Genomic DNA, 12221 nt, shown 5'->3' with positions numbered 1-12221 from the left:
GGCGGACATTCTTTGGCGGTGGCGATTGTTGCGCTCACAGCATGGCCGACGACGGTGCCGCGCGACAGGTGCGATGTTCACCAGACACTAGGAAAACAATGAGCAGACGATATTTCGGAACAGACGGCATTCGCGGTCAATCCAACCTCTTCCCGATGACCCCCGACCTCGCCATGCGGGTCGGCACTGCCGTGGGAACGCTCTTCCGACGGGGCGGGCATCGCCACCGGGTTGTCATCGGCAAGGATACGCGCCTGTCCGGCTATATGCTCGAGAATGCGCTGGTGGCGGGTTTCACGGCTGCCGGGCTCGATGTGTTTCTTCTGGGCCCCATTCCGACGCCGGCCGTGGCCATGCTCACGCGTTCGCTGCGCGCCGATATCGGCGTGATGATCTCGGCTTCGCACAATCCCTATCAGGATAACGGTATCAAGCTGTTCGGCCCGGATGGCTACAAGCTTTCCGATGAGCTCGAAAGCGAGATCGAAGCCCTGATGGATCAGGAGATCGGTCCGCAACTGGCGAAGTCGGATGAAATCGGCCGAGCGAAGCGTGTCGATGGCGACATCTACCGCTATATCGAATTCGTTAAACGCACCTTGCCGAAGGACGTGACCCTGTCCGGCCTGCGCATCGCCATCGATTGCGCCAATGGAGCGGCCTACAAGGTCGCGCCCGCCGCGCTCTGGGAGCTAGGGGCCGAGGTGGTGACGATCGGAAACGCACCCAATGGCACCAACATCAATCTGGAATGCGGCTCCACCCACCCGCAGACATTGCAGCGCAAGGTGCACGAGGTGCGCGCCGATATCGGTATTGCGCTCGACGGCGATGCAGATCGGGTGATCATCGTCGACGAGAAGGGCAACCTCGTTGACGGTGACCAACTGATGGCGCTGATCGGCGAGACCTGGGCCAATGACGGCATCCTGCGCGGGCAGGGCATCGTCGCCACCATAATGTCCAATCTCGGGCTTGAACGGTTCATGCAGGATCGCGGCATGACGCTGGCGCGCACCAAGGTCGGGGATCGCTACGTGGTCGAGCATATGCGCAGCCACAATTTCAATGTCGGCGGCGAACAGTCCGGCCATATCGTTCTGTCGGACTTCGGCACCACGGGTGATGGACTTGTGGCAGCCCTCCAGGTTCTTGCCGCAGTCAAGCGCACGGATCGCACCGTGAGCGAAGTCTGCCACCGGTTCGAACCGGTGCCGCAACTGCTGAAGAATGTCCGTTTCAAGGGCGGCAAACCACTTGAGGACAAGGTGGTGAAGGCTGCGATTTCGCAGGCCGAGAGCGAGCTCAACAATCATGGACGCCTGGTCATCCGTCCGTCCGGCACCGAGCCCCTGATCCGCGTGATGGCCGAAGGCGACGATCGCGGCCAGCTCGAACGGATCGTCGACGGTCTCATCGAAGTGATCGGCAGCGTCAAACCCGCGGCTTGATTCTTCCAGCATCCAAAGTCAAAGGCCGGCCAAACGCCGGCCTTTTTGCGTCTGGCGATTCCGTTACTAATGAAATCAGCGGTTTAAACAATTCTATGGTAAATGTTCTTGGTTAAGTGGGTTTTAACCTTTCCGCTCCATTATCCATGATGATCAGGGAATTCTCAGACCGGTGATTGAGTGCCGGCCAAAATCTATGTGGAGCGTATCATGAAGAAAGTTTTGGCATTCGCATCCGTGGCACTCGGGCTGAGTGCCCAAGCGCACGCCGCAGACCTCTACGAGCCCGCACCGGCAGAGCCGGCGCCGATTGCCGAACCGGTGGTCGCTGCCGCCAATGGCTGGTATCTCCGTGGTGATGTTTCCTACGACCTGATGCGTCTGAAAGGCGCCCATTATTTCCAGGGCTCCAACAGCAACCTGCACGATTTCGACAGCGCCAAACTCGACAATACCGGCAATCTCGGTGTTGGCGTCGGTTACCAGATCGATGAACATCTGCGTGTCGATACAACGCTCGACTATCTCTTCTCTGCAAAGTTCCGCGGCTCGACCTCGGGCACCTGCGGCAACAGCGGCAATGCCTGCACCTCGAGCGACGTTTCGGCCTTGTCTGCCTGGGGTCTGATGGCAAACGCCTATGTCGATATCGGCCACTGGGGCATCGTCACGCCCTATCTCGGCGCCGGTATCGGTGGCACCTACGTGAAGTGGGATTCGCTCAAGAACACCAACGATGATGGCACGTTCGAGCATCACGGTCGTGAAAGCTGGCGCTTCACCTACGCGCTCATGGCTGGTGCATCGGTCGATATTACCTGCAACCTGAAGGCCGACGTCGGCTACCGTTATCGCCATGTCGCCGGCGGCAACATGTTCGGCTACCGGCTCAATGGCGGTCCCGGCTACGACAAGGGTTTTGATATCCACGAAGGTCGCGCTGGTCTGCGCTACAACTTCGGTGGTTGCGAGGAGGCCGCATATCTGCCGCCGGCCGAAATTCCGCAGCAGCCGGCTGTTTTCAAATAAGGCCGCCTTAAAATTGTTTCTTGCAAGCCGTCCGGTTTCCGGGCGGCTTTTGCGTTTGGGGCTCGGCTCATGGTCGGCTCGGCCTTCCGCTTGATTTTGATCAAGGCTAAGAACGGACGAAAGATTTAGCCAAGAGCATCATCTGGTCGCAAAGAGAATGCCCATGTCCGTCATTGAATTCGTTTCCGGCGTCTTGCTGCTGTTGTTGACGCCGGGGCCGACCAACACACTGCTGGCTCTCGGTGCGTCCAGAAATGGCTTCGCCCGTTCGCTGCCCCTGATGGTGGCCGAACTTGTGGCCTACCTTCTTATCATTACGCCACTGGCAACGGTGGCGGCGCCTTGGCTTGAACAATTCCCGACTGTTACCAGGTTGTTGAAAGCCTGTGCCGCTCTGTGGATCCTCTACCTGGCCCTGAAATTGTGGTTGCCCGAGGTTGGCGCCGTGCGCATGGTTAGCGTCACGCAGGTATTTGTTACGACCTTGCTCAATCCCAAGGGCATTGTGATTGGTCTTGTTTTGATGCCGCAAGGCAGTTTGTTGTCGATATGGTTTCATCTCGCCATTGCTGCGCTCTTGATCATTCTTGCATCCGTCAGCTGGCTGTCCTTCGGAGCATTCGCGCTCGGACGCATCGCCGATGGCAACAGGTTCGATCTTCGCAGGATCGCGTCCGTCGCCCTCTTTGGGTTTTCCCTATTGCTCACATCGAGCCTGTTTGCCTGATGCGACATGGCGAAGCCGAATTTATGGTGAATCCTTGACAAAGGAACATGCTTAACTGCGGGTTAACCCTCTCTTGGCATAGTGGCGTAAAGAACATCGGGCGGTTCGATCCGCTCCATGGAAGGAAACGCCATGAAACCCCAGATACTCGCCGCCGCACTGCTTTTCGCCACAACTGGTACCGCATCCGCCTTCGATCTTCCGCCGGAGGTACAGGCGCCGGAATATACCGGAACGATTGCGGCCGCTTCCGGCTGGTACATCCGTGGCGACCTCGGCTACAATGCCTCCTCCTCGGCCGGTAAACCGAGCTGGAAGAACTACAATTCTGCCACGGACACCTATTCGAGCGACACATTCGACAGTGCCCGCCTTGAGGGCGATTACAGCCTTTCGGCAGGCTTCGGATATCAGTTCAACGACTTCCTTCGTTCCGATCTGACGGTCGACTATTTCAAGTCCAATTTCAGCGGTAACTCCTCGACTGATTCGCGCTGCTCTTCACTGCAAAATGGCGGCACCGGCTGTGCCTTCACCCACAAGCAGGCACTCGCCGTGCTCGATGTGATGGCGAACGGCTATATCGATCTCGGCACCTACTGGGGCCTGACCCCCTATCTCGGTGCCGGTGCCGGTATCGCCAACATCGATTGGGGCGACCAGCATGTTTCCAAACATTGCACCAGCGGCACAAGCGGCTGCAACAACTGGGTCAAATACAACGCCAAGGATTATGCCGGCGTCGAAAGCTGGCGTTTCGCCTACGCCCTGATGGCCGGCGTTTCCTATGATATCGCAACGAACTACAAGCTCGATTTCGGCTATCGCTATTCCGATATTGCCGGTGGCGACATGTTCGACTGGAGCAAGGGCGAAAGCAGCAAGGGCGCGAGCGGCGTCAAGGGCACGGACAACGGGTTCGGACGCCACGAAATCCGCGTCGGCCTGCGCATGACCGGCTGGTAAGCGATAGCGTTTAACTGGAACTCATACAGAGGGGCGGCTCGAAAGAACCGCCCCTTTTGCCTGCGTCAAATTATCTTCCGTTTGCGTCACTTCCGGCTTGACTGTGAATAGGCGATCCCATATTCACAGCGGCGGGACACCTCTCCCCAACGAGAGGCCATATACCTGGAAGGGTAGCTTAAAATGGTAGATATCGCCGCGCCGGCATTGCGCCCGGCAAACCCCAATTTTTCTTCTGGCCCCTGCTCGAAGCGTCCTGACTGGTCGCTGGATGCGCTCAAAGATGCAGCGCTGGGCCGTTCTCATCGTTCCAAGCTCGGCAAGAACAAGCTGAAGCAGGCGATCGACCTCACCCGCGATGTTCTGGAAGTGCCCGCCGACTACCGGATCGGTATCGTGCCGGCCTCGGACACGGGTGCTGTCGAAATGGCGCTGTGGTCTCTGCTCGGTGCCCGCGGCGTCGATATGGTCGCCTGGGAAAGCTTCGGCTCTGGCTGGGTTTCCGATGTCGTCAAGGAACTCAAGCTCGGTGACGTCCGCAAGTTCACCGCCGATTACGGCAAGATCGTCGATTTCTCCAAGGTCGATTTCGACCGTGACGTGGTTTTCACCTGGAATGGCACGACCTCGGGCGTCCGCGTTCCCAACGCTGATTTCATTCCGGCGAACCGCCAGGGCCTGACGATCTGCGATGCCACCTCGGCGGCTTTCGCGCAGAACCTCGATTTCGCCAAGCTCGATGTCGTCACCTTCTCCTGGCAGAAGGTGCTCGGCGGTGAAGGTGCCCATGGCGTCATCATCCTCAGCCCGCGCGCCGTCGAACGGCTTGAAAGCTACAATCCGGCCTGGCCGCTGCCGAAGATCTTCCGCATGACCAAGGGCGGCAAGATCATCGAAGGCATCTTCCAGGGTGAGACGATCAATACGCCGTCGATGCTCTGCGTCGAGGACTATATCGATGCGCTTCTTTGGGCCAAGGAGCTCGGTGGCCTGAAGGCGCTGATGGCGCGGGCCGATGCCAACGCCAAGGTACTGTTCGATTTCTGCGAAAAGAATCCCTGGCTCGCCAATCTCGCAGAAACGGTGGATACCCGCTCCAATACATCGGTCTGCCTGAAGATCGTCGATCCGGCTGTGACCGCGCTCGATGCCGATGGGCAAGCCGCCTTTGCCAAGGGCATGGTCGCGACGCTCGAAAAGGAAGCGGTTGCGCTCGATGTCGGCGCCTATCGCGACGCTCCGTCGGGTCTGCGCATCTGGTGCGGTGCCACGATCGAAACGGCTGATCTCGAAGCCCTGATGCCATGGCTGACCTTCGCTTTCGAAAAGCAGAAGGCTGCATTAGCCAAGGCTGCGGCCTGAGCCCTTTGCCTTCCGTCTCGGGCGGAAGGCTCCATTCCCGATTTGAATCCCCATTTCAAGGAGCCCACTCATGGCACCGCGCGTACTCGTATCCGACGAACTGTCTGAAACCGCCGTCCAGATCTTCCGTGATCGTGGCGTTGAAGTCGATTTCCAGCCGAAGCTCGGCAAGGACAAGGAAAAGCTCGCCGAAATCATCGGCAATTATGATGGTCTTGCCATCCGCTCCGCCACCAAGGCGACCGAGAAGCTGATTGCGGCTGCGACCAACCTCAAGGTTATCGGCCGCGCCGGCATCGGTGTCGACAATGTCGATATCCCGGCAGCCTCGCGCCGCGGCATCATCGTCATGAACACGCCGTTCGGCAACTCCATCACCACGGCCGAACATGCGATCGCTTTGATGTTTGCCGTCGCCCGCCAGCTTCCCGCCGCCGATGCCTCGACGCAGGCTGGCAAGTGGGAAAAGTCGAAGTTCATGGGTGTGGAAATCACCGGCAAGACGCTGGGTGTGATCGGCGCCGGCAATATCGGTTCGATCGTCTGCGCTCGCGCGCTCGGCCTCAAGATGCATGTGCTGGCCTATGATCCCTTCCTGTCGGCTGAACGGGCGCAGGAAATGGGCGTCATCAAGGTCGAGCTCGACGATCTGCTCGCGAAGGCGGATTTCATCACGCTTCATGTGCCGATGACCGACAAGACCCGCGGCATCCTCAATGCCGAAGCCATTGCCAAGACCAAGCCGGGCGTGCGTATCATCAACTGTGCCCGTGGCGGCCTTGTCGACGAAGCAGCACTCGCCGAAGCCATCAAGTCCGGCCATGTCGCTGGCGCCGGCTTCGACGTGTTCGAGGTCGAACCCGCCACCGAAAGCCCGCTCTTCGGCCTGCCGAATGTGGTCTGCACCCCGCATCTCGGAGCCTCGACCACCGAAGCACAGGAAAATGTCGCACTTCAGGTCGCCGAGCAGATGTCGGACTACCTCATCTATGGTGCTGTTTCGAACGCCATCAACATGCCCTCGATCACGGCAGAGGAAGCGCCACGCCTGAAGCCGTTCATCAGGCTTGCTGATGTGCTCGGCGCCTTCGTCGGCCAGGTTACAGAGAGCGCCATCAAGGAAATTGAAATCCTTTATGATGGCGCGACCGCGAACATGAACACCAAGGCGCTGACCTCCGCACTGCTGGCTGGCCTCATCCGCCCGCTGGTTGCCGACGTCAACATGGTTTCGGCGCCGATCATGATCAAGGAAAAGGGCATCATCCTGAGCGAAGTCAAGCGCGACAAGACCGGTGTCTATGACGGCTATATCAAGCTGACGGTGAAGACCGCCAACCAGACCCGTTCGGTTGCTGGTACCGTCTTCTCGGATGGCAAGCCGCGCTTCATCCAGATCAAGGGCATCAACATGGATGCCGATGTTGGCGCCAACATGGTCTATATCGCCAACACCGACGTTCCGGGCATGATCGGCTTCATGGGCACGACATTCGGTGAAGCGGGCGTCAATATCGCCAACTTCCAGCTGGGTCGTGACAAGCAGGGTGGCGATGCAATCGCGCTTCTTTATGTCGATGGTCCGGTCAAGGAAGAGGTTCTTGCCAAGCTGACGGCCAATCCGGCCATCCGCCACGCCAAGCCGCTGGTCTTCAACATCGACTGATTCTCGATCTCGAGCGCACAATCGAACGCCTCCTCCGTTTAGCGGGGGAGGCGTTTTGTTATAGCAGCGCGGCAATCAGCTCCGTCTTGCCGTATCCGAACTGAAGTTCGGCGGCGCCGTGATGCTGCAGGGCAAGCCAGCTTCCCGCCTCAAGCCAGGCGATCGCGGTCGCTGACTGGCTGTAACTGGCACTGCCCGAATCAAAATCGCGAATCGTGAGAATGGTCACGCTGCCATCCTTGAGAAGGCTGACCGTATGGCTGGCCGCAGCAGTGCAGGACACATTGACCGTGACCAGATAGGGGCCGGTCACCGGAACAATGAGCCGATTGCCCGATCCCGAAGGAATCGCGCTGCCGAGCGCAAAGCCACCCTGGTTGAAATGCAGCGTGCCGAATCCGCTCAGGGTGCCGTCCGGCGGTGTCATGGCCGTTTCGCCATAGGAAGCGCGCACCAAAGGGCGCGTGGGCAAGAGAACCGCGCCTTCGGGGCTGATTGTCAGAGCTGTTGTCCAGCTGGAACCGTCGGAGGAGGTCTTCAATTGAAAGGCATCGCTGCCGCTCAGGCCCATCTCTGTACGTCCGGACCAGGCCGTCTGGAACAGCAGGGATGCCGTATCGGCTACACTGGCCTTGTTGAGTTTCAACTGGTGACCTGCGCCGGCATGGTTGAACAGAGAAGCGTCGGCGGACACGGCGAGCCGGTTGGTCTCATCGGCCGTCGCATGGATGCCCAGCCGTTCAAAGGCCGAAGGAGCGGGGAGAAGAGACCATTCTGTACCGGTCCAGTATCGCTGCACGCCTTCGGTGACAAACCAGGCGCGCCAGCCTGGTTTCGGCGCAATGAAGATCCAGTCTCCATCGATATAGGCCGTCAGGGCGCCTTCCTGTCCCGTCCAGTCGCCGCTTGCGGTGGCAATGACCGCATGGCAATCGCCTTCTTCCGGATCAGGCGGCGGGGAGGCTGCTTGCGAGGATACGACCAGCTGGACGATCGCGTCCAGCAATTGCAGCGCCTCATTGTGCGTGACATGTTTCTGCGCCTGCGACGGCAGAATATAGGGAAGGTCGAGATTGGCTGTTGTGTCCGACATGGGCTTGTCCGTGCTGCTGGAATTGATCGTCAGCAATCAGGATAGGTCCGGACGGAAAAGCGGGGATGTAACGGGCTTGGTCTTATGCCGGAAAACAAAAAACAGGCCGCATGCGGCCTGCTTTTTAAAACACGAAAAGATTCAAGTTTAATGGCGGTACTGCTGGATGCGGGTGGTGCGGAGACCTGCCAGACCATGCTCGGAAATGGAGCTTTGCCAGGAAAGGAACTCTTCCACGGTCAGCGTGTAACGTTCACAGGCTTCTTCGAGGCTCAAAAGACCACCCCGAACGGCGGCAACGACTTCCGCCTTTCTACGGATCACCCAGCGCCGCGTATTGGAGGGCGGGAGATCGGCAATCGTCAGGGGGCTGCCATCGGGACCGATGACATATTTAATTCTTGGACGCATGACTTCGGTCATTGGACTCTCTACACTAACAAAGACCAGATGTAGGCAGATTACGGCTGCAGTTTTAAAATTGACTAAACGTCCCTGATAAAATTTGCTGAAAATGCAACGAAAACAGAATTCTCGTTTCTCGCGCCACAGGAACTCCTGATTCTCTTGGCTTGATACGGGAATATTTTGCTCCTATATCGTTGAAAAAGGCCGCTCCGCCTCAGGCGTTTGGCCGCAGATCAATCCAGAAAGCGCAAAGAGTGGCCGTGAACAGCCTCGATTTCGACAAGCCTCCGGAACAGACTCGCGTGGTCGTTGCCATGTCGGGTGGTGTTGATTCGTCTGTCGTGGCCGGGCTGCTCAAACGCGAAGGCTATGATGTTCTCGGCATTACGCTGCAGCTCTATGATCATGGCGCCGCCGTGCACCGGGCTGGATCATGCTGCGCGGGGCAGGATATCGACGATGCCCGCCGTGTTTGCGAAACGCTCGGCATTCCCCATTACGTCCTCGATTACGAGCGCCGTTTTTTAGAAACCGTCATCAATCCGTTCGCCGAAAGCTATGTGGCCGGCGAGACGCCGATTCCCTGCGTCGCCTGCAATCAGACCGTCAAGTTTGCCGATTTTCTGATCACCGCCAAGGAATTGGGCGCTGATGCGCTGGCAACCGGGCACTATATCCGCTCGCGTCCGAATCCCGTTCCGGGACATCCCGAACGGCGGGCGCTTTACCGTCCGGTTGATGCCGAACGTGACCAGAGCTACTTCCTCTTTGCCACCACGCAGGAACAGATCGATTATCTGCGCTTTCCGCTCGGCGGTATGTCAAAGGCGGCTGTGCGCGAACTCGCCGCCGAAATGGGGCTGGTTGTTGCCGCCAAGGCCGATAGCCAGGACATCTGCTTCGTGCCGCAGGGAAAATATTCGGATGTGATCACCAAGCTCCGGCCCGATGCGGCTCTGGCTGGCGATATCGTGCATCTGGATGGCCGGGTTCTCGGTCGTCATGAAGGCATCCTGCATTACACGATCGGGCAGCGTCGCGGCATCGGCATTGCCACCGGCGAGCCGCTTTATGTCGTCCATCTCGATGCCCGTGGCAAACGGGTGATCGTGGGACCGAAGGAAGCGCTCGAGACACGGCGTCTTTTCCTGCGCGACGTGAACTGGCTCGGGGATTTTCCGTTGACCGAGACGCCTGCGGACGGGTTTGACTGTTTCGCCAAGGTTCGCTCGACCAAGCCGCCGAAGCCGGCCAAACTGCATGTCGGATCGCTGGGAATCTATGTGGAACTGGCCGAGGGCGAGCCCGGCGTCGCCCCGGGGCAGGCCTGTGCGCTCTATTCGGCCCCGGGTGAGGACGCGCGCGTCTATGGCGGCGGATTCATTGACCGGTCTGAAAAGGAAGTGGTGGCGGAAACCATGCTCCGCCAGTTGCTGACCGCCCCGGCTGCCGCCTGAGATTCCGGGAAACTGCCGAAATTTTCCGGCAACTTGCTGTTTTTCCACAACAGCGCTTGACAGGGCAACGGGGGCAGACATATAAGCCGCCCGTTCCTTGGGGCTCAGGCCTCGGGATCATGTGGCGGGGTAGCTCAGGTGGTGAGAGCGTGGGATTCATAACCCCAAGGTCGGCGGTTCAAGTCCGCCTCCCGCTACCATTTCATTCAGCGACAATTCCCTGAATAAAACGGAAAAACCTGAGACGAGCTTCGGTGCCCGAAAATGAGGGCGCTCGCCTGGTTCGTTAAGTTCCGACCAATGCTTAGGTGCGGTCGTGCCCAAAAGGAACTATCCGACCTTGTTTTCGCCAGCCGCTGAACCAGTGGATGTTCTAGCGACACCAGGCGATGGGTCGAAAAAATGATTGGTGATCATAAAGCGCCTACATTCGTAAATTTTATTAGCTTTTCAGCAAATTAAGCGACTTTGCACCTTGCGTTGCATGGTATGTGGAAATTATTGATAGGGCAATTAACAACGTAGCGCTGTACCGGCGAAAATAGGGGCGATGGATGGCTGTCGGGGACATCATTGTCATTACCGGATCGATTGTTCAACCTGTGGCGTTGGAAAGCATTGATTCCGGCCATAAATCGATACCAATTTCCATCCGCCAGAATGATGGAACCGTCGTAGATATCGACAATCTCTATCTCGATGCTGCAGTGCGCGCTGAACTTTTGGTTGAAACGGTGGCGCTCTATTGTTTCAAACATTATGCGCCGGCGAACCTTCACTTTCTTCTCGCAAGCAAGCACGACGATAATACAAGGCTTTTCGAACCTATCTCCCTTTTCTACCTGTTTGGATTGGTGGTTGCGATCATTGCAGCCAATCTCATCACCATTCCTGCTGGCAAAGTGATCATGGAGCATTTCTTTGTTTCGACGCTCAGCCGTCTGGTTTTGATCTGTGCCTATATCGGTGCCATGGGATATGCAGTCTATACGCTCGTACATATCACGTCGCTCTACATGGCCTCCCGCCGTGTCCGGCAGGTGGTGGAGTCCGGCTGAGTTTTTTGACCTTAAGGTTCGGTCCTGCTGAAGGCCTGCGCCTCTTCTTCCAGCCAGTCGGCGAAGGCGACCAGCGGCGGGTGCGATCGCCGCGAGATCGGATAGACGAGCGAATAGGTGCTGTTGCTTTCGATCTCATGCGGCCAGGCGCGCACAAGCTGGCCCGAAGCCAGTTCCGAACGGATCAGAAAGGCCGGCATCAGGCCAATGCCAAGCCCCGCCACGCAAGCCTGTTCCACGTTCGAGAATTGTTCGAAACCCATTCCACGTCCGGCGGGCGGTGGCAGATCGAGGCTTGCAAACCAATGGTCCCAGGCGCCGGGACGCGATGCCATATGCAGAAGCGGCAGGTCACGCAGATCGTTCGGGCTCTCAATCGGATGGATGTTTAGGAAATCGGGGCTGCAGACCGGGAGAACCGTTTCGTTCATGAGGAAGCGGGATTCGGTTCCCGGCCAGGGACGCGCGCCGACATGGATCGCGGCATCGAGCGCTTCGCTTTCGAAATCGAACTGTCCGATCCGGGTTGCGAAATTGAGAATGATGCCGGGATGGCGGGCAATGAAGCCGGAAATCCGCGGCATCAGCCAGCGCGTGCCAAAGGTCGGCAGAATGGCGAGATTCAGCGTGTTGCCATGCATTCGCGTCATGGCCTCCAGCGAGGCGGAGCGTATGATCTCCAGCGCCGAGGCAATCGATCGCGCATAGATCTGGCCGACCGGCGTCAATGTGGCGCGGGTTGAGCGTTCGAACAGGCGCACACCCAATTGCGCTTCGAGACCGGCAATCTGGCGGCTGATGGCACCCTGGGTCAGCGATAGTTCCAGTGCGGCGGCGGAAAAGCTCGCTAGACGCGCCACCGCATCGAAAGCGGCCAATGCGCTGGTGGAGGGGAGCAATCGGCGTTGGATTTTCTGCATGCATTATGAGTAAATGGAATAATCCTGTGAGTAAATATGGTTTGAAATGTTGGGCGAAGCGCGCGAAAACTGCGCATCCAATCT

The 12221-nt window shown here is 58.2% G+C and carries 11 protein-coding genes and 1 tRNA gene; 9 read left to right on the top strand and 3 right to left on the bottom strand.

Annotated features, from left to right (window positions below):
• Positions 1 to 98: 98 nt before the first annotated feature.
• The 6 genes from glmM to serA all read left to right on the top strand — a co-directional run bounded on the left by glmM (position 99) and on the right by serA (position 7201).
• A complete protein-coding gene (gene glmM, locus Q4481_RS11105) occupies positions 99 to 1451 on the top strand; it encodes a phosphoglucosamine mutase (protein ID WP_304376413.1) in 1353 nt (450 codons plus the stop codon).
• Positions 1452 to 1661: 210 nt separating this feature from the next.
• Positions 1662 to 2480 carry an outer membrane protein gene (locus Q4481_RS11100; protein WP_304376412.1) on the top strand — a complete coding sequence of 273 codons (819 nt, stop codon included), beginning with the start codon at positions 1662 to 1664 and terminating at the stop codon, positions 2478 to 2480.
• Between the two features lie 163 nt (positions 2481 to 2643).
• Positions 2644 to 3207 carry a LysE family translocator gene (locus Q4481_RS11095; RefSeq protein ID WP_304376411.1) on the top strand — a complete coding sequence of 188 codons (564 nt, stop codon included), beginning with the start codon at positions 2644 to 2646 and terminating at the stop codon, positions 3205 to 3207.
• Positions 3208 to 3339: 132 nt separating this feature from the next.
• Positions 3340 to 4173, top strand: coding sequence for an outer membrane protein (locus Q4481_RS11090; protein ID WP_304376410.1), 834 nt, complete (start codon positions 3340 to 3342; stop codon positions 4171 to 4173).
• 183 nt (positions 4174 to 4356) lie between these two features.
• Positions 4357 to 5535 carry a phosphoserine transaminase gene (locus tag Q4481_RS11085; protein WP_304376409.1) on the top strand — a complete coding sequence of 393 codons (1179 nt, stop codon included), beginning with the start codon at positions 4357 to 4359 and terminating at the stop codon, positions 5533 to 5535.
• 70 nt (positions 5536 to 5605) lie between these two features.
• Positions 5606 to 7201 (top strand): phosphoglycerate dehydrogenase, encoded by a 1596-nt coding sequence (serA, locus tag Q4481_RS11080; RefSeq protein ID WP_304376408.1) that lies wholly within the window; start codon positions 5606 to 5608, stop codon positions 7199 to 7201.
• A 58-nt stretch (positions 7202 to 7259) separates the two neighbouring features.
• On the opposite strand, the gene Q4481_RS11075 is transcribed toward serA, so the two are convergent.
• Positions 7260 to 8294 (bottom strand): DUF2793 domain-containing protein, encoded by a 1035-nt coding sequence (locus Q4481_RS11075; protein WP_304376407.1) that lies wholly within the window; start codon positions 8292 to 8294, stop codon positions 7260 to 7262.
• A gap of 147 nt (positions 8295 to 8441) precedes the next feature.
• Positions 8442 to 8717, bottom strand: coding sequence for a CtrA inhibitor SciP (gene sciP / locus Q4481_RS11070; RefSeq protein WP_304376406.1), 276 nt, complete (start codon positions 8715 to 8717; stop codon positions 8442 to 8444).
• Positions 8718 to 8962: 245 nt separating this feature from the next.
• Between sciP and mnmA the strand changes: the two genes are divergently transcribed.
• From mnmA to Q4481_RS11055, 3 genes are all read left to right on the top strand, one after another.
• Positions 8963 to 10159, top strand: a complete 1197-nt coding sequence (mnmA, locus tag Q4481_RS11065; RefSeq protein ID WP_304376405.1) for a tRNA 2-thiouridine(34) synthase MnmA — start codon at positions 8963 to 8965, stop codon at positions 10157 to 10159.
• Positions 10160 to 10282: 123 nt separating this feature from the next.
• Positions 10283 to 10359, top strand: a tRNA-Met gene (locus Q4481_RS11060).
• A 354-nt stretch (positions 10360 to 10713) separates the two neighbouring features.
• A complete protein-coding gene (locus tag Q4481_RS11055) occupies positions 10714 to 11217 on the top strand; it encodes a hypothetical protein (RefSeq protein ID WP_304376404.1) in 504 nt (167 codons plus the stop codon).
• Between the two features lie 11 nt (positions 11218 to 11228).
• Here the strand turns inward: Q4481_RS11055 and Q4481_RS11050 are convergent, their stop codons facing one another.
• Complete coding sequence (locus Q4481_RS11050; protein WP_304376403.1) at positions 11229 to 12137, bottom strand: LysR family transcriptional regulator; 909 nt, start codon at positions 12135 to 12137, stop codon at positions 11229 to 11231.
• Positions 12138 to 12221: the final 84 nt, after the last annotated feature.

Origin of the sequence: Fluviirhizobium alvei (assembly GCF_030551875.1) — a bacterium.
Taxonomy (GTDB): domain Bacteria; phylum Pseudomonadota; class Alphaproteobacteria; order Rhizobiales; family Rhizobiaceae; genus Rhizobium_E; species Rhizobium_E alvei.
The sequence above is the reverse complement of the archived record's forward strand: the minus strand, read 5'-3'. Positions and strand labels throughout refer to the sequence as shown.

What these genes read in the sequence shown, in the direction of transcription:
- Q4481_RS11055 (WP_304376404.1), top strand. Translation starts at nt 10,714, where the DNA reads ATGGCTGTCGGGGACATCATTGTCATTACCGGATCGATTGTTCAACCT.
- serA (WP_304376408.1), top strand. Translation starts at nt 5,606, where the DNA reads ATGGCACCGCGCGTACTCGTATCCGACGAACTGTCTGAAACCGCCGTC.
- sciP (WP_304376406.1), bottom strand. Translation starts at nt 8,717, where the DNA reads ATGACCGAAGTCATGCGTCCAAGAATTAAATATGTCATCGGTCCCGAT.
- Q4481_RS11090 (WP_304376410.1), top strand. Translation starts at nt 3,340, where the DNA reads ATGAAACCCCAGATACTCGCCGCCGCACTGCTTTTCGCCACAACTGGT.
- Q4481_RS11050 (WP_304376403.1), bottom strand. Translation starts at nt 12,137, where the DNA reads ATGCAGAAAATCCAACGCCGATTGCTCCCCTCCACCAGCGCATTGGCC.
- glmM (WP_304376413.1), top strand. Translation starts at nt 99, where the DNA reads ATGAGCAGACGATATTTCGGAACAGACGGCATTCGCGGTCAATCCAAC.
- Q4481_RS11100 (WP_304376412.1), top strand. Translation starts at nt 1,662, where the DNA reads ATGAAGAAAGTTTTGGCATTCGCATCCGTGGCACTCGGGCTGAGTGCC.
- Q4481_RS11085 (WP_304376409.1), top strand. Translation starts at nt 4,357, where the DNA reads ATGGTAGATATCGCCGCGCCGGCATTGCGCCCGGCAAACCCCAATTTT.
- Q4481_RS11075 (WP_304376407.1), bottom strand. Translation starts at nt 8,294, where the DNA reads ATGTCGGACACAACAGCCAATCTCGACCTTCCCTATATTCTGCCGTCG.
- Q4481_RS11095 (WP_304376411.1), top strand. Translation starts at nt 2,644, where the DNA reads ATGTCCGTCATTGAATTCGTTTCCGGCGTCTTGCTGCTGTTGTTGACG.